Origin of the sequence: Gluconobacter sp. OJA, assembly GCF_039638325.1 — a bacterium.
Classification (GTDB): Bacteria; Pseudomonadota; Alphaproteobacteria; order Acetobacterales; family Acetobacteraceae; genus Gluconobacter; species Gluconobacter cerinus.
The window spans coordinates 403,246-426,893 of record NZ_JBDIWI010000001.1 but is presented as its reverse complement, the minus strand read 5'-3'; the positions used below and the strand labels follow the sequence as shown (position 1 = coordinate 426,893).

The following is a 23,648-nucleotide window of genomic DNA, read 5'->3' as shown; positions in this document are numbered from 1 at the left end:
ATTCTGAATATTCAGACCCGTTCAACCTCGGCCACGAAAATATATCCCAGTCCACGGACTGTACGAATCAACTGGTCCGCATCAGAACCAAGCTTGCGACGCAGGCGGCTGACCAGAACATCGATGCTGCGGTCAGACACATCACCCAAACGGGTCCGTGACAGTTCCAGCAGACGATCACGTGCAATAACGCGCTGCGGATTATCGAGGAAGCTGGTCAGAAGGTCGTGTTCTGCGCCTGAAATATCGACAGTCGCCCCACTCGGGTCTGTCAGTTCACGACGGCGCAGGTCCAGCATCCAGCCTGCGAATTGCAGTCTTTCACGCCGCACCTTCTCCGGTGCCGCACTTGGGCTACCACGACGGAGCACTGCCCGGACGCGGGCCAGAAGCTCGCGCTGTCCGAAAGGCTTCGGCACATAGTCGTCCGCACCGGATTCGAGGCCGGTCACACGGTCGCGTTCTTCACCACGGGCAGACACCATGATGATGGGAACCTGCGAGGGAGGCGTCTCGTCAACATGACTGGCCCCCTGGCCATTGCGCAGGGCACGGCACAGCTCAATGCCGTTCGTGCCTGGCAACATGATGTCAAGGATGATGAGATCAACCGGAGCCACTTCAAGAGCGGCCCACATCTCATCTCCACTTGCCACACCACGGGCGCGGAAACCGCCGCCCTGTAATGCGCGCAGAATGAGGGTCCGCATTCCTGCGTCATCTTCGACAACAAGGATACGGGCGGGAAGATCGGGATCGGAAAGATTTGGCACCATACTTTTCCATAATCGCAGCAGGGCAGATACCACAAGCAACAAATCTGGGCTGAAACTGTTCCCTTATCTTTAGCGCTCATGACGGAAAACATTTTCTGGCTTACAATACACGAAACGCAGGAACAGCCTATCTCGGTTCCTGCACTCGACCGGAGTCTCCCATGACAAGCGTTTCTCCCGGCGTCGTAACGGGCGCCGACTACCAAACTCTTCTTCAGGCGTGCAGGGACGGCGGATACGCCCTTCCAGCCATCAATGTCGTTGGCACCAACAGCGTCAACGCCGTTCTGGAAGCGGCCGCAGCCAACGGCTCGGACGTGATCATCCAGGTTTCAAACGGTGGGGCACGCTTCTTCGCGGGCGAGGGTCTTCCGGATGCCCATCGCGCCCGCGTTCTTGGCGCAGCATCGATGGCTCATCACGTCCATCTGCTGGCCAAGGAGTATGGAATCGCCGTCATCCTTCACACGGATCATGCTGATCGCAAGCTGATTCCCTGGCTGGAAGACCTGATTTCCCTAAGTGAAGCAGAGTTCAAAAATACAGGCCGCCCGCTTTTTTCATCCCACATGCTCGACCTCTCGGCCGAAACACTGGATGACAACCTGGCCCTTTCCGAGAAACTTCTGACGCGCCTCGCCCCGCTGGGTATGGGTCTGGAAATCGAGCTTGGCGTTACGGGCGGTGAAGAAGATGGCGTTGGCCATGATCTGGAAGAAGGTGCGGACAATGCGCATCTCTATACCCAGCCGGAAGACGTGCTGAGAGCCTGGGAACTGCTCTCGCCTATTGGCATGGTTTCCATCGCCGCGTCTTTCGGCAACGTTCATGGCGTCTACAAGCCAGGCAACGTCAAACTTCGACCAGAAATCCTGAAAAATTCTCAGGACGCCGTACAGAAAGCCACAGGAAGCGGGCCAAAGCCCCTCCCGCTGGTCTTCCATGGTGGATCAGGGTCAAGCCTGGAAGAAATCCGGGATGCAGTGTCCTACGGGACCTTCAAGATGAACCTGGATACAGACATCCAGTTCGCATTTGCTCATGGCGTCGGCTCCTATGTGAGCACGCATCCGGTCGCTTTCCAGCACCAGATTGATCCCGCCACGGACAAACCCATGAAGTCCTTATACGACCCTCGCAAATGGCTGCGTGCGGGTGAGAAGTCTATTGTGGAGCGGATGAGCGAGGCTTTTGAAATCCTCGGCTCCAAAGGTCAGTCCATCGCTGGGAGCTGAAACAGCTCCCAGCGATAGCGCCGGGTCTCAGGGACCCGGCGTTGCCGAGGCAAGCTTCGTCTTGGTCACGTCCTGCGCTGCAGGGACAACCTCTTCCCAGCCTCCGCCAAGCGCATTGTAGAGACGCGCCAGATTGGTCGCGACAGTCGCATCACTGTCAGCAAGACTCATTTCAGCGGATTGCAGCTGACCCTGCGCGTTCAGCACGTTCAGGTAGTTCGTCAGGCCACTGCGATACTGGCTCTGGGCCAACTGGAGCGCCTTGCGGTTGTCGTTCACAGCCCGCTCAAGCCCCTGATGACGGAGCTGCTCATCCCGGTAAGCGATCAGCGCATTATCGACATCATGCCACGCCTGAATGACTGTCTGCTGATAGGAAATTGCCGCAGCTTTCTGGGCATATTTCTTCAGCTCAAGCTGGCCGCGCAAACGTCCTCCCTGAAAAATCGGCAAGGAAATGGACGGGCCAACGTTCCACGCACGCGCATTCCAGAATCCAAGATCACGGAATGACAGGGTCTGGAATCCGAAGTCTGCATTGATGGTAATCTTCGGATAGAAATCGGCGGTGGCCTCACCCACCTCTGCCACAGAGGCACGCAGCTTGGCTTCAGCTTCCCGGATATCCGGACGGCGATGCGCCAGTTCAGACGGCAACCCGACAGGAACGACCGGCGGCACCACAGGGATGCCTGCGTCCTTGTTCAGTTCGGCATTCAGGCTACCTGGAGGCGCACCGAGGAGCAGCGCGAGTGCGTTTTCTTCCTGCGCCACCCCCTGCTGAAGCTGAGCAGCCTGCGCTTCGGTGTCATGTTGCCGGGCCTGCGCGGAATCGACATCCACTTCCGTGACCAGACCACTGCGATAGCGGCTCTGGGAAATATCCACGATCTGCTTCAGCGTTCCGAGATTGTCCTGAAGAACCTTCAGGCGCTTTTGGTCCCCGCGGAGCGTCATGTATCCACGCGCCATATCGGCCTGCTGGGCGATCAGGACCGAGCGGCGCTCTTCGTCCGTGGCCTGAAGATCCGCTTTGGCAGCATCGTACTGGTGGGCCACGCGTCCCCAGAGATCGATTTCGTAGCTGGCATCAATGGATGTCTTCCACTGGTTCAGCAGAGGGATCGTGGCCCCGCTGGCTGCACCACTGAGAATGCTACTGCCCTGATCTCCCAAAAGCCCGTTGTCGGACTTGGCAATATTGCCACCCACACGATTGATGATTTCCTGCATCTGTTTCGTGCTGAACTGACTCCGCGTGTAGGAGCCAGAAGCACTCAATCCGGGAAAGCGCTCGGCCCCCGCCATCATGAGCTGCGCACGGCTTTGTGCCAGATTGGCCGTTGCAAGACGGAAGGACAGGTTCTGCTGAACCAGGCGGTCTTCCAGGGAAACCAGCTCTGGATCCTTGAAGACTATCCACCATTTGCTGGCAGCCTCAGCTTCGCTCGTCACACTGTCAGGGGCACCTGCCATATGATCGGCATAGTGCGCCGGAGACCAGGGATGAGGCTCGTGATATTCCGGTCCGACCCGCAGGCAGCCGGAAAGAGCAACAAGGGCGCAGCCAGACAGCAGCGCGCGGGATAGAAAGGCTGCGCTCACAAAGAAACTCCTGAAACGGAAATGATCTTGCGGTGACCGACCAGTTCGGTCAGCATGTTGGAGATGGTATTTTTTCCGGAAAAGGACCTTGCCCACTCATGACCAGCACGCCGACTGACCGCCCCGAGAGTATGCCTGACGAGGCCAGCGCATCTCTGTGCCAGATGCGCGCCAAGCGCGAGCAGATTCTGCAGGGAGCGGAAAAGGTCTTTCTCGCAAGCGGTTATGAAGGTGCGTCCATGTCGCAGATTGCGCGGGAGGCCGGTGTTTCGAAGGGCACGCTTTACAATCATTTCGATGGTAAGGCGTCGCTCTTCTCCGCGTTCTTCGAAGAACGCAGCAAAACCAAACTGGCGGCTATTGAGGCCATTTCCCGAGAGGATGGGCCAGACGTTCATACGAGTCTGCGCCGCCTGACGGAAACTGCCATCAAAATGATGCTCCACTCGACGTCCATGGACCTGTATCGCATCATCGTTGGCGAAGCGGGAAAATTCCCGAACCTTGCTGACGCCTTCTGGCGCTACGGTTTTGGGCGCACCCTGAACAACCTCTCCGACTGGCTGCGTCGCCGCAGGGATGCGGGCGAGCTCCAGATCGAAGACCCGGATTTCGCTGCCGAACAGCTTATGATCCTGTGCCAGGCCCGTATCGTGCATCGCCGTCGGCTCATGCTGCCCGTTGATGACAGCCCGGAAGCCATCAGCCGACTGGCCAACATTACGGCCGATTCCTTCATGAAAATCTACGGCCCGCATCATCAGTGACCTCCCGCCGGCTTCGTCTTCTTCGTACTGTTCGGTGACAGCAGGAAGCAAAGCGGGACTACGAACATCGCGATAACGCCGATCCAGCGAAACACCTCGTTGTAGGCCAGCATCGAGATCTGGGACGTGAAGTCCATGAACAGACGATGGATTGCAAACGTATGCGCGGCCGCAGGCGTCAGGCCATGCGCTTCACCAACGGTCTGCGCATGATTGATATAGTTGGTGAACTCCTGCCGCCCCGGCGTCATGTTATCGGTCACGTAGTTCTGGTGCCGTTGGCGCGTTTCAATGATGGCTGCCGTGGCCAGGGAAATGGCCATTGAGCCCACATAGTTTCGCGCCATACTGAACAGGGCTGATGCGTCCGAGTTCAGCTCACGTGGCAACGTCGAATACGCGATCGTTGAAATCGGCACAAAGAGGAAAGCCAGAGACGCGGTCTGACTGATTCGATAAAACATCAGGTGTTTGAAATCGATTGCCGCGTACAGATGGGCAGCCTGGAACATGGCCATGCCCATACAGAAAAACCCGAAGGCAATCAGATACCTCAGTTGAATGACCTTCATGAGGCGACCAACAATCGGTATCAGGCAAATTACCGCGACCCCACCTGGTGCAAGCAGCAGACCAGACGTGGTTGCCGTATAACCAAGCACCTGCTGCGCAAATTGCGGAACGATAATGGCAGACGCGTAGAGGGTCGCCCCCACCATGGAAATCAGGAACATGCCGGTTGCGAAGTTACGGTCCTTCAAAACCGTCAGCTTCACCAGCGGGTCCTTGGCATAGCAGAGCCATACGATCGCACCGAGCACACCAATCACGCCCAGAACAGCCATGGTGATGATGAAGTTCGAGCCGAACCAGTCATCGTCTTCACCACGGTCGACCATGACCTCAAGACAGCCCAGCCCCAGCGTAATGAGACTGATGCCGATCACATCCACCTTCTCACGCTTCTTCCGCTCCCAAGGCGGATCCTCAACGAAAGCCGTTACGGCCATGACTGTCAGGATCCCGAAGGGAACGTTGACGAAGAAAATCCAGCGCCAGGAGAAGTTGTCCGTCAGATAGCCACCCAGCATCGGACCGAGAACCGGGCCAACGATGGTTGCAATCGCGGTCATGCCAAAGGCTGCACCACGTTTTTCGGGCGGGAAGGTATCAAGGATGATGGACTGCTGACTGGGTTGCAGGCCACCACCGAAGAAGCCCTGCATCAGTCGGAAGACCACCAGCATGGGCAGCGATGTCGCCAGACCGCATAGGAAGGACGAGACGGTGAACATCGCAATACAGATGAGAAAGTAGCGCTTGCGGCCGAACAGGCGTGAAAGCCAGCCGGAAATCGTCAGAACGATACCGTTTGCCACCAGATAGGACGTCAGCGCCCAGGTGGCATCGTCATAGGAACTGCCGAGCGATCCCGCGATATGCGGTAGCGCCACGTTGACGATGGTGGTGTCCAGCACCTCCATGAAGGCCGCCAGCGTGACCGTAATGGCCACAACCCACGGATTATGACTGGGTTTCCAGTCCTGATGCCCGGCAGTATCGCTCATTTCACATAGACCGTAGGAACGACGGAAAGACCAAGAGCGAGCGGCAGCTGCGGATCAAGACCGCTGTCGATCAGGATCTTCACCGGAATACGCTGCACCGTTTTCACGAAGTTGCCTGTCGCATTTTCGGGCGGGAAGGTGCTGAAGGATTCACCCGAGCCAAGCTGAATGGAATCCACGTGGCCCTGCAGCTTAAGCTGTGGGTACGCGTCAACTTCGATGTCCACTTTCTGACCCGGGCGCATGTGGGTCAGCTGTGTTTCCTTGTAGTTGGCCACAACCCAGACTTCTGGCTGGACGATCGTGAACATCTGCTGGCCGGTCTGGACGAAGTTGCCACGCTCGACACTACGCTGGGACACCCAACCATCATGAGGGGCGCGAACCTGCGTCCATTCCATGTTGAGCTCAGCCTGTTCCAGGGATGCCTGGGCAGACTTCAGATTGGCTTCTTCCTGCGAGACGCGGGCATCCGCATTCGCGACATTGGCCTTCACCGGCTCAGCCTGCGTCAACTGACCCTGCGCCTGCATGACACGGGCTCTGGCTTCTTCAAGAGCTGCACGAGCGTAGTCAATGTCCTGCTGGGACGTTGCCGCACGTGAAACACTGCGCTGGCGCTTGTAATCTGCTTCAGCCTTCGTCAGCTGGGCCTGAGCGGCAGAAAGACTGCCCTGAGCCGTTACGAGCTGACCCGGGAAGTTCTTGTGCGCCACTTCAACCATCAGCTGATAGGCCTGCATGTTGGCCTGTGCCTGCTGGATTGACGCCTGTGCCTTGTGCAGGGATGCCGCGTAGTCGCGGTCATCAATGGTCAGCAGAAGATCACCGCGATGCACATACTGGTTATCGTTCACCAGCAGCTGCGTCACATACCCGTTCACGTGCGGCGCAATGGCGATCTTGCGACCGGCCGTATAGGCGTCGTCCGTCTCGATGTTATTGCGGGTCAGGAAGAGGTATGAACCAATCCCTACCAGCACCAGAACAACCAGACAGATCAAGAGCACCCGTACAAGGGGATTGCGCTTTTTCTGCGGTTTTCCGGACGCTCCGGACTGCTGTTCGGCCTGCGCTTGGTCGCCCTGCGCCATATCGTCTCTCTCGCTTTAAACGGGTCTGTCCGAAGTGACCGGCTGAATGAAATGGCCTCATGAAAAGGCCGATTGACCGATCGGTTCGGTCATCCATGACATATTGTATGGCCGTCTTCAAGCCGGAAAAAACTGATGCGTTTCCTTTCAGGCCGGGAAGATTTTTCCTTGCGCCCGCTCATCCGTGAGACGAAATTTTCTTATCCTGAAAGGGTCTCCACGCAACGCCTGAACAGAATGTTGCCCTTAAAGGGCGGTCTGCATCTTTCTCAGACCTTCAATCAAGCGCTGACGTTCCTGCTCGGCCTGCTCGGTTGGTCCCAGACGCAGAATCCATGATGGATGAGCGAGGCTCAGATGACGGTGTCCGCCTTGCGCGTCCTCACGCATCAGCCCCCGAAAGTCTTTCAATTGAGCCGAAGGCCCCGCAACTGCGCGCAATGCTGTCGCCCCAAGCGTCACGACAAGCTGTGGCCGAACCAAGGCTATTTCCTGCCGCAGCCAGGGCTGACACGCCTGAACATGCTCAGCGCCAGGCGTCTGGTGAATGCGCCGTCTGCCCCGCGTGGTGAACCGGAAATGCTTTACAGCATTCGTCATGTAGAGGGCCTGGGGTTCAACGCCCGCCTCCGCCATACACTCCTTTAAAAGAGAGCCTGCGGGACCGACAAAAGGACGCCCAGCCAGATCTTCCTGATCGCCCGGCTGCTCACCGACCAGCATGATTTTTGCCGTCTCAGGCCCCTCCCCCAAGACCGCCTGCGTAGCATGGCAGTGAAGCGAGCAGGCCTGACAGGTGCGAATTTGCTGCTTCAGATCTGCCCAACTGCCTGCTGTCGGCACCGCAGCTGGAACGGCTTTCTGGCGAATCTGCAGAGCCTGATGAAATTTAGGCGCGGGAAGAGCCTCCTGCGCTGCCATTTCAGCCACGCGTTTTTCCGCCTGAGCCACCAGATGGGGAATCCGGTTCGCCTCTGGCAGGTTATGCCAGTAACGCCGCGGCATTTCATTGCGCATCGCTTTCGTCCGGACACGGGCAGGATTGAAAGTCGAGGCGTAATAGGTCTGCCAGAGCTGATCCACGTCATCATCAAGCACCTGTTTTTCACAGGGCTCGAAAGAGCAATGTACCGTCTCGCCATCCCATCGCAGAGAGCCGCGCGGCGTCAGGATCATCCAGTCCATATCTGCGAAACGGCCCGCGAAAAAAGAAGAGACTTTTTCCAGCACATGATGGTCCGGCTCAAACCAGGAAAGAAAACGCCGCCGACCCGTCTCCGACGTTCCCTGCTCCCGGAAGCGCACAAAAGCCGTCATTTTATGGGCCGCTCGGCGAACCTGATGCACCATTCGACGCGCCTGCGCCACATCCTGATCTATCACCACCGACAACAGGTTCGGATCACTCTGAAGACGCCAGAGCAGCCGATAAGCTAATGCGAACCGCTCAGCACTGGAGTGGCAGAGAACATCTTTCAAAAGGGGCAGGCTCGACGCTTTGAGGCGAACATCCCGCACGACTTCACCCTCAAACGTCTGATTTTCAGCCGCGTGAAAAAGATCCAGATCGGCCTCAGGATAGCGCCAGAGGATCTGGTCTGGAGGAATGTCACGCTGAAGCGCCATTCTGGCCTTTTCGCGCCAGCCTTCAAACGCGCTGGTATCCGCGAGCCTGACGGTAACCGGCACTTACAGAAGCCGCATCTGCTGTGGAGTCGGCAGAAAAAGAGTGCGCAAATCCTGACGATCCGTCAGACGCGCAGGACTCCATCCGGATGCCTTGACGAACGGACGCACCTTTTTAATGGACACGTTCAGCCGCGCCAGATCTTCCAGACGGATTGTCGTGTGCTTTCGCGCAGACAGCAGCGCAGCAACGGTCCGAACCCCAAGTCCAGGAACCCGCAGCAGCATTTCCTTGGAGGCCAGATTCAGGTCCACAGGAAACTGCGCGCGATTATCCAGAGCCCAGGCCAGCTTGGGATCAATCTCCAGATCCAGCATTCCATTGGGCCGTGATGCTGTCAGTTCGCCAAAATCAAAGCCATAGAACCGGAATAACCAGTCTGCCTGATACAGCCGGTGCTCTCGCTGTAACGGGGGGCTACGCACAGGCAGGATCGCTGAAGCATCCGGAATGGGGCTGAAGGCTGAATAGTAAACGCGGCGCAGACCATAAGACCCGTAAAGGCCTGAGCTACTGGCCAGAACATCCTGATCCGTCGCGGCATCTGCCCCGATGATCATTTGTGTGCTTTGGCCGCCCGGTGAAAAGCGCCCTGCCCGCCTGCCTGTATGTGTCTTCTCTTTGGCTGCATCAATCTTGAGACGCATGTCCCCCATCGCGCGACGGATATTTCCGGCATCCTTCTCCGGCGCGTAATCCTTCAGGCCCGTTTCTGTTGGCATCTCGACGTTGATCGATAAGCGATCCGCATAAAGCCCAGCTTCCTCCAGCAATTTGGGAGACGCATCCGGGATCGTTTTGAGATGGATATATCCGCGGAAACCATGCTTGAGCCGCAGGTCACGCGCGACCTGAACAAGCTGCTCCATCGTATGATCGGACGACCGGATAATCCCGGACGACAGGAAAAGCCCCTCAATGCAGTTCCGACGGTAGAACTCCAGCGTCAGCCAGATCACTTCATCAGGCGTGAACTTCGCCCGCTCAACATTTGAGGACGAGCGGTTGATGCAATAGGCGCAGTCATAAACGCAGAAATTGGTCAGCAGGATCTTGAGCAGCGAAATACAACGCCCATCCGGCGTATAGGCATGACAGATCCCGTTCCCGGTCGTGGAGCCCAGACCTCCTGTTTTGGCAGAGTCCCGGCGCGTCGATCCACTGGACGCGCAGGACGCATCGTACTTTGCCGCATCGGACAGAATCGCAAGACGTTCAGACAGAGATTTCTTCATGCATTGTTCTTATTTCGTTCCTGTCTATAAAATGCAAGAACTGCTTAAAATTTACCGGTTGTTTGCCTCTTTCCTGTCAAACCCTGTCACCGTTTTTTAAAGATGAAGATTCAGGTTCCCTTAACCATTCGAGGCCTATCGTGAAGGAGCAAAACTGCACCGACGGAGAATGTCTCGATGTCCATGTCAATCAATACAAATACAGCCGCCATGTCGGCTCTTCAGGTCCTGAACCAGACGACGGACCAGCTGAGCAAGACGCAGAACGCCGTGTCCACGGGCAAGAGCGTCAGCTCCGCCTCTGACAGCCCGGCCATTTACGCCATTTCCCAGACAATGAATTCCCAGATTTCGGCTCTGTCCGGTGTCTCGACAGGTCTTCAGTTCGCTGGGCAGGTTCTCAGCACGGCCTCTTCGCAGGCCGGGTCTATCTCGACCGTCCTGAGCAATATTTCCGAGACCGTGACGAACGCTGCCAATAACGGTGAAAATCAGGATACCCTGAACACCCAGCTGAGCAGCTACCTGTCCCAGGTTGATGTGGCGACTTCGAACTCGACCTTCCAGGGTGTGAACCTGCTATCCGGTTCAACCAGCAGCAGTGTGAAGTACACGCAGATTTCTGCTGCTCAGGACATCAACGGAAACCTCTTCACGCTGAATGGCGCTGATGCCACCTCGACAGGTCTGGGCTTGCAGGGTCTGAGCACAGACATGAAGGGCGCAACCATTGATGCCACAGCCATGAGCATCACGGGCACCGGCGACAGCACCACTGCGACGAGCCTGACACTGAAGAACCTGTCTGCAGCAAGTGCCTCCAGTGCAACTGCTGCCAACCCAGCCATTACGACGTCTTTTGTAATGGATTCTCAGCCCGGTTCCTCAGCAAAGGGGGCATCCTCAGCAGTTGGATCGGCGATTTCCAATGCACTGACGACGGCAGCGACCGTAACTGTTGGGTCAAACGGCGCTCTGAGCATTGATGGCGCCACGTCGAAGAGTCAGTCCGACGGTACGACGGTCTATACGCTCAAAAACGGGGACTCCATTTCTGCCAAAGCTGACGCCAGTGGCAACATGGCCTACAGCGTCACGAAGGCTGCGGACCTCGATGCGAATGGTAATGCAAAAGCCATGACCAATATCGTGGACGTCAACATCAGCGGAGCGCGCACGGATTCCGCGACGAACACGAAGGCTGATCAACTTTCCACTCTTGTCACAGCCATTGGAAATGCCGGATTTGGCGCAGAGCTGGAAAACGACGGCACGCTGACAGTCGCTGGCGGCAACCTGGATTCTTCCAGCGTCAACCTGTCCAACGGCAGCGCAGCAACGACGACACTGTCAATTCCGTCTTCTGCAGCATATGTTGACGGTCATACAGCGCTTACCGCTACCGACAGCACCGGGAACGTCACGAATTATGTGGCAAGTGCTGGCAGCCCGCTGTCTGATAATGCGGCTTCGGCAATGACTGACAGCATCAACGCAATTCTTGGCGCAACGGATAGCGATCATAAGATCAGCATCGCTGCCGATGGCACCCTAAATTCTGCTACCACGGCAACGACGGGTTATACTGTCACTGGGTCCGCTGGTTCTTACACCGTTACAAACACAACGACGAACCAGACAACCAAATTCGATGCTGTCACATCAACAGATGGAACAGAAGCCAGCTACACAACCTCACTGGCAACGGCCACGGGCCTGACAAACTCAAGCGGCAAGCTGACGGGCGTGGCTCAGGGCACAACGTTGACACTAGGTGATGGCATTGTGGGTGCCAGCATTCAGAAACCTGTCTCGATTGCCTCCACCACTGGCACGAATGTTGTACAGCTTGCTGTCACGGGCGCTATCAACAAGATGAGCCGCATTTCTTCCAGCATTGGTGTGGCTTCCAATACCGTTACACAGCTTCAGACGTCCAACAGCACGCTGTCTGACGCTCTGACGACGGGTGTGGGTGCTCTGACGGATGCTGATCTTGCAGCGGAAAGCGCCAAGCTTACGTCCCTGCAAACGAAGCAGCAGCTGGCCATTCAGTCGCTCTCGATTGCGAATTCGCAGTCTTCCAACATCATGTCGCTCTTCCGCGGTTGATGTCGGCGGGGCGCTGGTGAAAGCCAGCGCCCCTTCCTGAACTGCTCCAAAAGTTTCCCGTTTCCCGGGAGCCTTTTGAAACAGTCCTTTTGTAAAGGAGCATCATGTCCATGACCTATGGCATGTCACAATACCAGAACCAGTCCGGCACCTATCTTCCGCCACGAGAAGTGGAAGCCATGGCGTTCAGACACGTTAATGGGCTGCTTTCGGCCGCAAAAACACGCTCAGATCGGCAGGCTGCATTGTCTGCCAATCTCAAACTCTGGGGCATTCTGATGCAGGGGGTCCAGCGGACGGACTGCCCTTTGGATGCCATTCTGCGCAAAGACCTGACGACCGTTGGAACCTGGTCCATGCGTTACGCCAATGTTGCGCTGAACTCGGATACATCCCTTCAGGCTCTCATTGATATCAACAGGGATATGATTGAAGGTCTGTCAGCGTCTGCTGCCCCTTCACCATATGCGGGACCTGCGGCATCCAACGAAACTCGCGCAGCTATTCAAATGGTCGGGTGAAAACTACTCCTCCCATGCCTTTGGCAGGACATGGGAGTTTTTCCATTCCTGACACACATTGCATGTCAGGAATGGTGGCGTGTCATTTACGGTTATCGCTGCGGTCAATGTCCGGAATGACATGGTCTGGATCAAGCGTTACGGCCTTCACCGGACCATGGGCTTCAAACGTGACCTTCAAATCGCTGGTCTGCCGCCAAGCTTCCGTCGGGATACGGCGGTCCAGCGTTGTTCCGTCCTGATATTCGACGCGCAGAACAACAGGAAGAGGCAGGGTGCCGTAGTTCAGAACCTGTACAGACACAGGGTCTGTTCCTTTCTGCTCCACGGTTCCAACAGCGTAATCGGGCGCGGCGTTAGAGAAATACCATCCGCGCCAGAACCATGAGAGATCCTCACCGGCTTCGCTGCTCATCAAGCGGAAAAAATCCGAGGGCGATGGGTGATGAAAAGCCCAGACGGCAATATAGCGACGGAAGGCAGCGTCAAAACGCACAGGCCCGAGAATCTGCTCTCGCAGAAGCTTCAGCCCGTAAGCCCCTTTGAAATAGACAACGCTATGGCGGTAGGTTTCGGAGACCTCGTCGGCCCCCGCCATCAGGTTTGGCGCTTTTGAATCCGTCAGGACAGGAACGATATCCTGCGCAGGATTGCCCGTTTTTGGAGCAAATTCCGGGTCCCGCTTTGGCGCGAATTCCCCGTTGTGGAAATGATCTGACGCATACGCATCGATAAAGGTATTGAACCCTTCATCCATGAACGGATTACGCCGCTCATCAGAACCCACAATCATCGGGAACCAGTCGTGGCCCAACTCATGCGTCGTGATCCAGAAGAGCTCCGGGTCCCGGTCACTCATGCCGTCAAACACGATACCCGGATATTCCATTCCGGCTCCGTGCCCGCCCAGATTGACGGCATTTGGCCATGGATATTCGTACCACTGAGACGAAAAATACTCGATGGCGTGTTTGACGTATTCCGTTGATCGGTCCCATCCATGCGGGCCAATGCCTTCGCGGGGATAGACGGACATCGCCAGCCGCGGAACCGGACGATAATTGGCCCAGGGCGCAACCGGCGGCAGGTTAATACGAGCAGCATCCCACAGAAAAGCTGGCGATGCCGTAAAGGCCACGTCGCGGCTATTGCGCATAACGTAATGCCAGGACACTTCCCCAGACTGCCTGAGATGGCTTTTGGGGTCTGTCACGTCATCAATGGTCCGGATCATGACGCGATTGTCACTCTGCGCTGCCTGAGCCAGTCGCGCGCGCTCCGTTGTCGTCAGGGTCTGCTCCGGATTCAGGAGTGCCCCGGACCCGACGACCGTGAAGTTCCACGGAACAGTGACGGTGTAATCGAAGTTGCCATATTCCAGATAAAACTCCTGCCCGAGATAGGGCAGAGTGTTCCATCCCGCACGATCATCATACACGCTCAGGCGCGGGTACCATTGAGCAATCTCGTAAATTTCGCCCTCGCGAGACGGGGTGACAGCTGTACGACCTCCCCATTCTCCCGGGATTGTATAGTGCCACTCGATTTTAATGACTGCGACGCCATGAGCATCAAGGGCTCGGGGCAGTCGAAGCTGCATCCGGGTGTCGGTAATGAGCGGCGTGACATCAACTTCATGGCCGCACTGCACAATGGAAACACGCTCGATTTCCATGCCGGAAGTATGATGACCACCCGATGGAAATTTACCCCAGAACGAGGCCCGTGAGTCTGTGCGATAGAGGTTTTGCTCCAACTGAACCCACAGAACGTCCAGCGTTTCCGGACTGTTGTTGCTGTATGTGACGGTTTCGGCCCCATGCAGGACATGCGCCTGCGTGTCGATGCGGGATCGGATGACGTAATCCGTTCGGTTCTGCCAGTATTGTGGTCCTGGCAGACCGGAGCCCGAACGATAGACGTTCGGGGCATCAGGCAGTGTCAGCGGAGCAAAAACCGGAGCCGGGTCAGAGAGGGTTTTGGCCGAAAGAGCGGCCGGAACCAGCGCGCCTCCCAGAAGGGGTAAGAGAAAAAGGCATACGCGCATCCGGGCTATGATCTCCGCTCGTTAGTTCCTACCCCGTTATAATATCACCTAGGCCGCCCAGATAAGATGCAAGATCAACTTTCAGAGGCATAAGATAGGCATTGTCGTTCTTTTCGCGCACCAGTGTCAGCATCTGGCGCGCAAGATGCACGTTCCCTTCAAGGGTATCGTCATAGTCTTTGGGGAACACCACATGGTTAACGCGCTCCCAGTATCGGCGGGATCGTTCACCCAAGACAGGTGAGACGCCCCAGAACACCGTGTCGTCGCGCAACCAGTCCATGGAGAGCTGGAGCATGTGCAGATCAAACAACGGTTGAGTAAAGAAACCGCAGGCCCCGGCGTCTTTCTTCCGGGCGATATCTTCCAGCTCCCGCCAGGGAGCCCGGCGGTAAGGGTCAAATACCGCATAAACATCCAGATGCGGCGCTTCCTTGCGATACCGCGCAATGATTTCCGCAGAAGTATTCGGGTAGGACACTCGATCACTTCCCGCAGGCAGTGGATCGCCTGCCACCACAAGCACGGATTTCAATTCTGGACGATCTGCACCCGGAAGAGGTGCTCCAGGAGCGATATCAATCGCCCGAATATGCGGAATCACATCCATGCCTGACCGACGGTTAACCTGTGCAGCAGCATCGTCACTGCGCAGGTCGAAACGGATCAGGTCCGGAATGTTCAGAAGACCAACCTGCGGAAGCACTTTCTGTACCACCGCAACATCATCAAACAGAGCGTCTTCCGAGCGGGGAACCAGTTCAACAGAAACACGCATCAGAGGGCTTCACCCTTGCTTTGCCCCTGTGTAACGCGCGCAGCCTGAAGCGTATTGTGCAGCAGGCAGGCAATGGTCATTGGGCCAACGCCACCCGGAACAGGCGTAATATGACCTGCAATGGGGAGCGCTTCCTCAAAAGCAACATCTCCCACAAGTCGTGTCCGGCCTTCAGGCGTCGGGACGCGCGTAATACCAACGTCAATGACGGTAGCGCCCGGCTTGATCCAGTCTCCACGAACAAGGCCGTGCTTGCCGGTTGCCACAACCAGAATGTCTGCCTCACGTGCCAGTGCTCGTGTGTCCCGCGTATGGATATGCGCGACCGAGACCGTGCAGTTCTGCTTCAACAGAAGCTGCGCCATGGGCTTTCCAACCAGACTGGACGCCCCGATCACCACAGCATGCTTGCCCGTCATGTCCTTATGAACAGACTGTAGCAGCATAAGACATCCCAGCGGCGTGCAGGGGACGAGCCCGTCAATGCCCAGAGACAGGCGCCCGGCATTTACTTCACCCAACCCGTCGACATCCTTATGCGGCGCAATCGCATTCGTCACGACAACCGGATCAATCTGGGGCGGCAACGGAAGCTGGACGAGAATACCGTGAATCTGCGGGTTCGCATTCAGCTGCGCAAGGAGCTCCAGCAGTTCTTCCTGCTTCGTGCTTTGCGGCAGCATGTGCATGAAGGAGCGCATGCCAGCACGGTGCGTCTGAATAGCTTTGTTCTTCACATAGACTTCAGATGCAGGATCGTTGCCGACCAGAACAACCGCCAGACCCGGCACGGCATTGCCCTGCTCGATAAAGCTGGAAACTTCACGGCCGATACGGTCTGTCAGAGACCGGGCAATACCTTTGCCATCTATGAGTTTGCCGGCCAGTTCAGGGGGAAACGTGCTCATGGGCTCTCCGGATGGCAACAGGCTGCAGTTTCAGTTACGATTCAGGCTACAGCCCGCGTCGTGCGCAGGAAAAGGATGGTTTTATGTCCGAGGAAATACGCAAGAACTTCGCCAGTGACAATGTTACCCCCATCTGCCCTGAAGTCATGGCAGCCTTGCTGGCCGCCAATGAGGGCAGTGTTGGATCTTATGGAGCGGATGATCTTACCCAATCCCTGGACAAACGGTTTGGGGACATCTTCGAGACGGAAGTGGCTGTTTTCCCGATCGCGACTGGAACTGCCGCCAACAGTATCGCGCTTTCCGCGCTGGTCTCACCTTACGGAGCCGTGCTGTGCGACCAGAGCGCCCATATCAACACGGATGAAGGTGGCGCTCCGGAATTCTACATGCATGGCGCCAAGCTCATCTGCATTCCATCCGCAGAAGGAAAGCTGGACCCGGCGACAATGCCTGCCGTTCTCAGGAATAATGAGGAAAGCGGCATTCTCAGCCCTGTCATTCAGGCTCTGTCACTCACACAGGCGAACGAATGGGGACTTGTCTACAGTCTGGAGGAGCTGGCCGCACTGACGCGCATCGCACACGACCATGGCCTGAGCGTGCATCTCGATGGCGCGCGCCTGGGGAATGCCGTGGCCCATCTTGGCTGCTCTCCAGCAGACGTGACGTGGAAAGCAGGTGTGGATGTTCTGAGCTTCGGAGGCACCAAGGCTGGCGCAATGGCGGCGGAAGCCGTGGTCTTTTTCCTCAATGAGCGGACACGCCCACTGGTTAAAGAGTTTCTGCGTCGCATCAAACGCAGTGGCAATCTGTGGTCCAAGCATCGTTTCCTGAGTGCGCAGCTTCACGCATTGCTGGAAAACGATGTGTGGCTCCAGAACGCCGCGCATGCGAACCAGATGGCCCAGCGCCTTGTCGATGGGCTTCGTCGCCATCCGGCGGCCCAGATGCCTTATGAGCGGCAGAGCAACGAGGTTTTCGTCATTCTGCCAGATCTGGTTCTGAAAGATCTGGAAACCGTTGGCTACACATTCTACCGCTGGCCTACACCGGAAGACGTCTCTGGCACACTGATCCGTCTGGTCACGAGTTACTACACCCGGCCAGAAGATGTAGACGCGCTGCTTGCAGAAATTGCAGCCTGAACCAGCATTTACAAACAAGACGTTGATCCGGGCGCTTTTTCCGGATCAACGGTTTTCTAATGCCGGTGATCAGTCAGCTTTGGATTTCAGGGCCGCATCGATTTCCAACGCCAGGCGCGCCATGGTGATGGCCCCATTCCGGCTTCCCGCACCACAGATGAAACGGGCCGGATGAGCAAAAACTGCATCCGGAACGCCCGAAACGGCCGCTAGCGCAGTTTTTTCCAGCCCACCCCAGGCCTCCGGCAAAGAGACGCGCTGCCCGAAATCGCCGCGCACAGGGGGAATGGCCTTCACGTTCCACTGCTCCGGGCCTGCTGGAGAGACAACATAAACAACCGGAAGATCCCGCTCGAAAATGACCTTTTCCGTGGGCATTCCCGTTTCCATGACAAGGATGCGCTTGTCTTCCGCAGCCTCGTAAGCTTCCACAACGCGGTTAGCGGCCTTGAGGCTGGCCCGTACACGGTCAACCATATTAACCAGATGGGATGCGACGGCCGTTGCCGCACTCGCAAACCCTAAAGCTTCACGCTGTTTGGCTTCCTGCGCTCCGTACAGCTCCGCAGTATCCCAGGCCGGGCTGCACGCAGAAACAATATCCGCAAGAGACAGCTTGCCCATCTTGGCTACACCATTGTCATCCTGATCAACAGGAATGATCAGGGACTTGTCGAGCGACTGCCAGATGGCGGCAACCATGTCCTCGGTCACCGGTGTGGTGACGATATTGCGGATGGCAGCGTGGCCGTAGTCCTTCCACAACAGACCCGCAGCGCTATACGGCGTCCCGTCTTCACGCAGGGGCTTGTCCTTCATGTGATGGTCATACCGCCCGATGGACGGATCAAAGACACCGCCGACATCAAAAACGATATCGGCTTCTGCAATACGCTCCGGTGACCGGGTGCGAACAAACTGCAGGCGGTCGTCTGCGTCTTCACCGAGCACACGGCCACGCAGACTGCCTTCCGGCGAAAGGGCGTAGTGAAGAATGGCGTAACCCAGCGTCTCGTCGGCATGGAAATTGCCCGAGTGGGTCAATGCCTTGACGGTTCTGGCTTCTTTTCCGAGACCAATTGGGGTGTGTTCTGACATCTGTACGGACCTGCTGACGGAAAAAGGGTGGTTTCTGATTGTGCCTTCTCATGCCGCACCCCCCAGCCCCAGACAACAAACTTCGTCAGAAACGTGCAGAAAATGCGTCGTGTTCCGCGCCATCGAAACAGTGAGTCACGCCGTCCATGCATTTCGATGGCGTTGTCATAATCCGTGCTATGTAAGGGCGAATGGAAACAAAGCTCCCCATTCCGCTCGCCGTTCTCGTCGGCATCCAGACCCCTGACGTTGATGACGTCGCACACGAAGCCAGCCTGGAAGAACTGGGGAGACTGGTCAAAACCCTTGGCTATGACGTCATCGGGTCCGTCTCGCAAAAGCGCGAAGGTACGGGTGCTGCGTCGCTCCTTGGTGCTGGCAAGCTGGAAGAGCTCGCAGACATTACCGGCGGCCGCGGGATCATCACACCGATGGTCAAGACCCCGATGACAAAAGCCCGCAAACGCTTTGAGGGCACCGTTGAAGCATCAGAGCCCGATGAAGAAGACTCAGATGGCCCCCGCAAGCCAGAATTCGTCATTGTTGACCACGAACTGACACCTAGTCAGATCCGCAATCTCGAACGCGCTACCGGCGCGCAGGTGCTGGATCGTACGGGTGTCATTGTCGAAATTTTCCATCGTCACGCCAACACCCGCGAAGCAAAGCTTCAGGTGGAGATGGCGCGGCTGAAATACGTTGCACCACGCCTGCGGGAATCTTCGAATGGCGGCGGCAGACAGCAGGGGCCCGGCGCTGGTGAAACCAATCTGTCGCTTGATCGCCGCAAGATCCGGGACCGCCTTGCCGAGCTGAAAACCCAGCTGGAAGCCGTGCAACGCGATAGCGATAACCGGCGTTCTGCACGGCGGGATCAGCTCCGCGTCGCTCTGGTGGGTTACACCAACGCTGGCAAGTCCTCCCTGATGCGCGCGCTCACCGGTAGCGAAGTTCTGGTGCAGGACAAGCTCTTCGCTACCCTTGATACGACAGTCCGGACACTTCAGCCCGAGACACGTCCGCGTATTCTTGTGTCCGACACGGTGGGCTTCATCAAACAGCTCCCCCATGATCTGGTCGCCTCGTTCCGCTCCACGCTGTCTGAAGCGTTGGAAGCGTCCCTGCTGCTATTTGTCGTAGATGCCTCGGACCCGACTTACGAAGCGCAGCTTGAGGTTAGCCGCAGCGTTCTGCATGAAATCGGGGCGGATGTTGTGCCATCCCGGCTTGTTCTGAACAAAATGGATAAGGTTGATGAGGCCCGGCGCGCTGAACTGCTGGAAAAGCATCCCGACGCCATTCCCTTGTCTGCCCATCGGCCAGATGACGTCAGTGCTTTACGGGAAAGCCTAATCGCCTTCTTCGAGACGAAAATGGTCGATGATGTTCTGGTACTGCCCTACTCGAAACAGGGGCTGATTGGCGAAATTTACGAGAGCACCCGCGTCTTGTCCGAAGATCATGACGAGACAGGTCGTATTCTGAAAATCCGGGGCCTGCCAGGTGCTATTGCACGGTTGCACCGAAGCCTCTCGGGAAAATAAAGGCCCGTGCTGCCTTTCTGACCGGGCGGGAAAGACGTTCCACAAAAAAGGCCACCATCTCGTTAAAGATGGTGGCCCAATGTCGTTACTGCGCTTTTGAGGGCAACAGCTTCAAGACGCAAAGACTTTGGAAATCGCGGCCTGCGCCTCGTCCTGAATGGCCTTCAGGTGCTCTGGGCTTTTGAAGCTCTCGGCATAGATCTTATAGACATCTTCCGTGCCGGATGGACGGGCTGCGAACCAACCATTTTCCGTCACAACCTTCAGGCCGCCGATCGCCGCGCCATTGCCCGGTGCCTTCGTCAGCTTGGCAATGATCTTGTCACCAGCCAGTTCTTCAAGCGGGAACTGCTCAGGCGCCAGCTTGCTGAGCTTGGCCTTCTGCTCCGGGTTCGCTGCCGCGTCGATCCGCGCATAATACGGCGTTCCGAGGCGAGCGATGATCTCATGATAATGCTGGCTTGGGTTCTTGCCCGTCTTGGCTGTGATTTCCGCAGCAAGAAGGCCGAGAATGAGACCGTCCTTGTCGGTCGTCCAGACTGAGCCATCACGGCGCAGGAAGGTTGCGCCTGCACTCTCCTCGCCGCCAAAGCCCAGCGAGCCATCCATCAGGCCCGGCACGAACCATTTCAGGCCGACCGGCACCTCGACCAGTTTACGGCCCATATCCGCGACAACGCGATCAATCAGACCACTGCTCACCAGCGTCTTGCCGACACCGAGATCAGGCTTCCACTCGGGGCGGTTCTGGAACAGGTACGAAACCGCCACAGCCAGATAGTGGTTCGGGTTCATCAAGCCATCCGGCATGGCCACGATGCCATGACGGTCTGCATCCGTGTCATTGGCGAACGCGACGTCAAAATCCTGGCCCATCTTGATGAGACGCGCCATGGCATACGGCGAAGAACAGTCCATACGGATCTGCCCGTCCCAGTCTGCCGTCATGAACGCAAACTGCGGGTCCACGACATCGCTGACGATCGTAGCGTTCAGGCCGTACTTCTCGACGATGGGCTTCCAGTAGCCAACGGCAGCGCCACCCAGCGGATCAATACCAATCTTCACGCCCGCATCACGGATGGCCGCCATGTCGATGACGTTTTCCAGATCGGCCACATACGGCGTGACGTAATCATAGCGCTTGATGGACGGTGCGTTCTTGGCTTCGTCGTAAGGCAGGCGCTTTACGTCCTTCAGGCCATCCGCCAGCAGGTCATTCGCCATATCCTGAATGGCTTTCGTCACGGCCGTATCTGCCGGACCACCGTTCGTCGGATTGTACTTGAAGCCACCATCCGTCGGCGGGTTATGGGACGGCGTGACAACCACACCATCGGCCAGACCCGTCGTGCGGCCCTTGTTATAGGTCAGAATGGCGTGGGAAATGACAGGCGTCGGCGTGTAGCCATCGTTCTGGTCGATGCGGACATCAATGCCGTGGGCCGCGAAAACCTCAATGGCCGAGCGCTGTGCAGGGGCCGACAGGGCGTGCGAGTCAATGCCAATGAAGAGCGGGCCATCAATCCCCTCCGCCTTACGATACCGACAGATTGCTTCACAGATGGCGAGGATATGGCCTTCGTTGAAGCTGGTATGGAAAGACGAACCACGGTGCCCGGAAGTCCCGAACGAAACACGCTGGGTCGGGATGGAGACGTCCGGCTTGCGATCATAATAAGCGGCAACCAGGGCCGATATATCCGTCAACTGCGACTGATCGAGCGTTTTTCCGGCGAGGGGGCTGATATTGGCCATTAATCCAAAATCCTTAACAGATCCGCGTTTTAAGCGACCGTAACGCACGAACGCCAATTGCGGCTCAGAAAAACTTATCTCGGGCCTTCTGTCCAGTTACAGAACTCTGACGCCTTCCCTTGTGACGACCATAAAAAAAGCAGGGAGACATCTGTCCCCCCGCGCTGTTTCGTAAAACCCGATACGAGAATTACTGGAGATCGTCGCCTGAGCTGCCATCATCCGAACCATCAGGCGAGACAGCGACAAAGAGCTGCTGCCCGTCACGCAGGATGCGTAGCAGAGGGGGCTGCTTGCGGGACAGAGCGTCACGCACCTGTGCCACCACAGCCTTCGGAGACGGCGTGACGTGATTTCCCACGGCCACAATAATGTCGCCCGGACGAATGCCAGACTGGTCAGCCGGGGAACCCTGAACAACGTCAGCAACGACGGCGCCCTGCACGCTGTCATCCAGGCCCAGTTCCTGTCGGGCGCGCGGCGTCAGGGATGCCAGAGACACACCAAGCTTGCCAGCACCGGCGGACTGGCTGCTATCTGCACCGCCGCTGCCATGATCCTGGTTAGCAAGGTTGCCCACTGTGAACTTCACATCCATCGGCTTGCCGTCACGCAGCAGGTTCACCGTAGCGTCTGTCCCGGGTGCAATGGAGACAACCTTCACAGCCAGATCATGGCCGTTCTTCACCGGATGGCCATTTAGCGTCAGGATGACGTCACCGCTCTTGATACCAGCCTTTTCGGCTGGGCTACCCTTGGAGACGGACGCCACCAGCGTACCATGTGGCGGAGCACCGGGCTCCGGGGACTTCAGGTTGAGCGCCTGAGCCATCGTCGGAGAAATATCCTGCCCCTCGATGCCGAAATAGCCTCGCGTCACATGACCCGTTTTTTCAAGCTGATCGACGACAGATCGCACCGTGTTGGATGGAATGGCAAAGCCGATACCGATTGAGCCACCACCGTTCGGCGAAATGATCATGGAGTTGATGCCCACGACCTTGCCATCCTGCGTGAACAGCGGGCCACCGGAGTTGCCGTGGTTGATCGGCGCATCAACCTGGATGAAGTCGTTATATGCACCGGAATGCAGATCACGGCCCAGAGCCGAGACGATACCTGCCGTCACGGTTCCGCCAAGACCGTAGGGATTGCCGACGGCAACGACCCATTCGCCCGGCTGGACATCATCAGAATCACCGAGGTCAATGAACGGCAGTTTTCCGGTTGGCTTCACACGCAGAAGAGCCACGTCCGTCTTCGGATCACGGCCAATGATCTTGGCCTGCAATGTGGTCCCGTCATCCAGCGTGACCGTCACCTTCGTGGCGCCATTCACAACATGGTTGTTGGTCACGACATAACCATCAGCCGAGATGATGAAGCCTGATCCGCGAGCTTCCACCGTGCGGTTCTGCTGCTGTTGCTGCGGCATCATCTGGAACGGGAAGGGAAACGGGAAAGGCGAACCCTGCATTCCGCCGCCGCCATCACCGCCTGGGCCGTTCTCTTCCTGCTCGGCAACATCGGCCTTGATGTGTGCCGTGATGGAAACAACGGCAGGCTTCACCTGCTTCACAAGAGTGACGAAGTTGGGCAGTGCCTGAACATTGGTTTGCGGCTTGATGGCTCCGTTATCCGCCATGGCAGCGGGAGCCGCGACCAGAAAGGTCGTGGCAGCGAGGGCAGCAAGGGAAGCGCGGAAGCGTGTGGTCATGTCAGTCCCGATTGTTACAGAAGAACGGTTCGGTCGTTATAAGTCCGCAC

General features: G+C 57.1%; 18 protein-coding genes. 6 read left to right on the top strand and 12 right to left on the bottom strand.

What is annotated here, in order from left to right; translation table 11 throughout:
• Nucleotides 1-11: 11 nt before the first annotated feature.
• Nucleotides 12-776, bottom strand: coding sequence for a response regulator (locus tag ABDK75_RS01975; protein ID WP_064274614.1), 765 nt, complete (start codon nucleotides 774-776; stop codon nucleotides 12-14).
• 161 nt (nucleotides 777-937) lie between these two features.
• Between ABDK75_RS01975 and fbaA the strand changes: the two genes are divergently transcribed.
• Complete coding sequence (gene fbaA, locus ABDK75_RS01970; protein WP_346004836.1) at nucleotides 938-2,011, top strand: class II fructose-bisphosphate aldolase; 1,074 nt, start codon at nucleotides 938-940, stop codon at nucleotides 2,009-2,011.
• A 27-nt stretch (nucleotides 2,012-2,038) separates the two neighbouring features.
• Here the strand turns inward: fbaA and ABDK75_RS01965 are convergent, their stop codons facing one another.
• Nucleotides 2,039-3,616, bottom strand: coding sequence for an efflux transporter outer membrane subunit (locus ABDK75_RS01965; protein ID WP_346004835.1), 1,578 nt, complete (start codon nucleotides 3,614-3,616; stop codon nucleotides 2,039-2,041).
• A 98-nt stretch (nucleotides 3,617-3,714) separates the two neighbouring features.
• Here ABDK75_RS01965 and ABDK75_RS01960 point away from each other — a divergent pair, with 98 nt between their 5' ends.
• Entirely contained in the window at nucleotides 3,715-4,383 is a 669-nt protein-coding gene (locus tag ABDK75_RS01960; RefSeq protein WP_099211990.1) for a TetR/AcrR family transcriptional regulator, read from the top strand.
• Here the strand turns inward: ABDK75_RS01960 and ABDK75_RS01955 are convergent.
• From ABDK75_RS01955 to ABDK75_RS01940, 4 genes are all read right to left on the bottom strand, one after another.
• Nucleotides 4,377-5,951 carry a DHA2 family efflux MFS transporter permease subunit gene (locus tag ABDK75_RS01955; RefSeq protein ID WP_346004834.1) on the bottom strand — a complete coding sequence of 525 codons (1,575 nt, stop codon included), beginning with the start codon at nucleotides 5,949-5,951 and terminating at the stop codon, nucleotides 4,377-4,379. The genes ABDK75_RS01960 and ABDK75_RS01955 overlap by 7 nt on opposite strands.
• Complete coding sequence (locus ABDK75_RS01950) at nucleotides 5,948-7,045, bottom strand: HlyD family secretion protein (protein ID WP_046900655.1); 1,098 nt, start codon at nucleotides 7,043-7,045, stop codon at nucleotides 5,948-5,950. The genes ABDK75_RS01955 and ABDK75_RS01950 overlap by 4 nt, the downstream gene beginning before the upstream one ends.
• 246 nt (nucleotides 7,046-7,291) lie before the next feature.
• Entirely contained in the window at nucleotides 7,292-8,734 is a 1,443-nt protein-coding gene (locus ABDK75_RS01945) for a UdgX family uracil-DNA binding protein (RefSeq protein ID WP_346004833.1), read from the bottom strand.
• Nucleotides 8,735-9,967 (bottom strand): putative DNA modification/repair radical SAM protein, encoded by a 1,233-nt coding sequence (locus ABDK75_RS01940; RefSeq protein ID WP_346004832.1) that lies wholly within the window; start codon nucleotides 9,965-9,967, stop codon nucleotides 8,735-8,737.
• A 183-nt stretch (nucleotides 9,968-10,150) separates the two neighbouring features.
• Here ABDK75_RS01940 and ABDK75_RS01935 point away from each other — a divergent pair, with 183 nt between their 5' ends.
• Both ABDK75_RS01935 and ABDK75_RS01930 read left to right on the top strand, forming a co-directional pair.
• Nucleotides 10,151-12,079 (top strand): flagellin, encoded by a 1,929-nt coding sequence (locus tag ABDK75_RS01935; RefSeq protein ID WP_346004831.1) that lies wholly within the window; start codon nucleotides 10,151-10,153, stop codon nucleotides 12,077-12,079.
• Nucleotides 12,080-12,183: 104 nt separating this feature from the next.
• On the top strand, nucleotides 12,184-12,600 hold the full coding sequence (locus tag ABDK75_RS01930) for a flagellar biosynthesis regulator FlaF (protein ID WP_346004830.1): 417 nt from the start codon (nucleotides 12,184-12,186) through the stop codon (nucleotides 12,598-12,600).
• Nucleotides 12,601-12,682: 82 nt separating this feature from the next.
• Here the strand turns inward: ABDK75_RS01930 and ABDK75_RS01925 are convergent, their stop codons facing one another.
• From ABDK75_RS01925 to folD, 3 genes are read right to left on the bottom strand one after another with little or no spacing between them, the layout of a single operon-like run.
• Nucleotides 12,683-14,647: a M1 family metallopeptidase gene (locus tag ABDK75_RS01925; RefSeq protein WP_346004829.1), complete on the bottom strand. Its 1,965-nt coding sequence runs from the start codon at nucleotides 14,645-14,647 to the stop codon at nucleotides 12,683-12,685.
• A 28-nt stretch (nucleotides 14,648-14,675) separates the two neighbouring features.
• On the bottom strand, nucleotides 14,676-15,425 hold the full coding sequence (locus tag ABDK75_RS01920; protein ID WP_211495522.1) for a methylenetetrahydrofolate reductase: 750 nt from the start codon (nucleotides 15,423-15,425) through the stop codon (nucleotides 14,676-14,678).
• The gene (folD, locus tag ABDK75_RS01915) at nucleotides 15,425-16,333 is read right to left on the bottom strand and encodes a bifunctional methylenetetrahydrofolate dehydrogenase/methenyltetrahydrofolate cyclohydrolase FolD (RefSeq protein ID WP_086633491.1); all 909 of its coding nucleotides are present in this window, start codon (nucleotides 16,331-16,333) and stop codon (nucleotides 15,425-15,427) included. Before folD ends, ABDK75_RS01920 begins: the two co-directional genes overlap by 1 nt.
• Nucleotides 16,334-16,416: 83 nt before the next feature.
• Between folD and ABDK75_RS01910 the strand changes: the two genes are divergently transcribed.
• Nucleotides 16,417-17,481 (top strand): low specificity L-threonine aldolase, encoded by a 1,065-nt coding sequence (locus ABDK75_RS01910; RefSeq protein WP_346004828.1) that lies wholly within the window; start codon nucleotides 16,417-16,419, stop codon nucleotides 17,479-17,481.
• Between the two features lie 69 nt (nucleotides 17,482-17,550).
• Here ABDK75_RS01910 and ABDK75_RS01905 read toward each other — a convergent pair whose 3' ends face one another.
• A complete protein-coding gene (locus ABDK75_RS01905) occupies nucleotides 17,551-18,579 on the bottom strand; it encodes an MYG1 family protein (protein WP_346004827.1) in 1,029 nt (342 codons plus the stop codon).
• A gap of 191 nt (nucleotides 18,580-18,770) precedes the next feature.
• Here ABDK75_RS01905 and hflX point away from each other — a divergent pair, with 191 nt between their 5' ends.
• On the top strand, nucleotides 18,771-20,123 hold the full coding sequence (gene hflX / locus ABDK75_RS01900; RefSeq protein WP_346004826.1) for a GTPase HflX: 1,353 nt from the start codon (nucleotides 18,771-18,773) through the stop codon (nucleotides 20,121-20,123).
• 111 nt (nucleotides 20,124-20,234) lie between these two features.
• Here hflX and pgm read toward each other — a convergent pair whose 3' ends face one another.
• The gene (gene pgm / locus ABDK75_RS01895; protein ID WP_346004825.1) at nucleotides 20,235-21,881 is read right to left on the bottom strand and encodes a phosphoglucomutase (alpha-D-glucose-1,6-bisphosphate-dependent); all 1,647 of its coding nucleotides are present in this window, start codon (nucleotides 21,879-21,881) and stop codon (nucleotides 20,235-20,237) included.
• Nucleotides 21,882-22,071: 190 nt separating this feature from the next.
• Nucleotides 22,072-23,598: a Do family serine endopeptidase gene (locus ABDK75_RS01890; protein WP_046900645.1), complete on the bottom strand. Its 1,527-nt coding sequence runs from the start codon at nucleotides 23,596-23,598 to the stop codon at nucleotides 22,072-22,074.
• Nucleotides 23,599-23,648: the final 50 nt, after the last annotated feature.

Excerpts from the sequence above, each read along its gene's own strand:
- ABDK75_RS01975 (WP_064274614.1), bottom strand. The coding sequence starts at position 776 with ATGGTGCCAAATCTTTCCGATCCCGATCTTCCCGCCCGTATCCTTGTT.
- fbaA (WP_346004836.1), top strand. The coding sequence starts at position 938 with ATGACAAGCGTTTCTCCCGGCGTCGTAACGGGCGCCGACTACCAAACT.
- ABDK75_RS01960 (WP_099211990.1), top strand. The coding sequence starts at position 3,715 with ATGACCAGCACGCCGACTGACCGCCCCGAGAGTATGCCTGACGAGGCC.
- ABDK75_RS01955 (WP_346004834.1), bottom strand. The coding sequence starts at position 5,951 with ATGAGCGATACTGCCGGGCATCAGGACTGGAAACCCAGTCATAATCCG.
- ABDK75_RS01950 (WP_046900655.1), bottom strand. The coding sequence starts at position 7,045 with ATGGCGCAGGGCGACCAAGCGCAGGCCGAACAGCAGTCCGGAGCGTCC.
- ABDK75_RS01940 (WP_346004832.1), bottom strand. The coding sequence starts at position 9,967 with ATGAAGAAATCTCTGTCTGAACGTCTTGCGATTCTGTCCGATGCGGCA.
- ABDK75_RS01935 (WP_346004831.1), top strand. The coding sequence starts at position 10,151 with ATGTCAATCAATACAAATACAGCCGCCATGTCGGCTCTTCAGGTCCTG.
- ABDK75_RS01930 (WP_346004830.1), top strand. The coding sequence starts at position 12,184 with ATGTCCATGACCTATGGCATGTCACAATACCAGAACCAGTCCGGCACC.
- ABDK75_RS01925 (WP_346004829.1), bottom strand. The coding sequence starts at position 14,647 with ATGCGCGTATGCCTTTTTCTCTTACCCCTTCTGGGAGGCGCGCTGGTT.
- ABDK75_RS01920 (WP_211495522.1), bottom strand. The coding sequence starts at position 15,425 with ATGCGTGTTTCTGTTGAACTGGTTCCCCGCTCGGAAGACGCTCTGTTT.
- folD (WP_086633491.1), bottom strand. The coding sequence starts at position 16,333 with ATGAGCACGTTTCCCCCTGAACTGGCCGGCAAACTCATAGATGGCAAA.
- ABDK75_RS01910 (WP_346004828.1), top strand. The coding sequence starts at position 16,417 with ATGTCCGAGGAAATACGCAAGAACTTCGCCAGTGACAATGTTACCCCC.
- ABDK75_RS01905 (WP_346004827.1), bottom strand. The coding sequence starts at position 18,579 with ATGTCAGAACACACCCCAATTGGTCTCGGAAAAGAAGCCAGAACCGTC.
- hflX (WP_346004826.1), top strand. The coding sequence starts at position 18,771 with ATGGAAACAAAGCTCCCCATTCCGCTCGCCGTTCTCGTCGGCATCCAG.
- pgm (WP_346004825.1), bottom strand. The coding sequence starts at position 21,881 with ATGGCCAATATCAGCCCCCTCGCCGGAAAAACGCTCGATCAGTCGCAG.
- ABDK75_RS01890 (WP_046900645.1), bottom strand. The coding sequence starts at position 23,598 with ATGACCACACGCTTCCGCGCTTCCCTTGCTGCCCTCGCTGCCACGACC.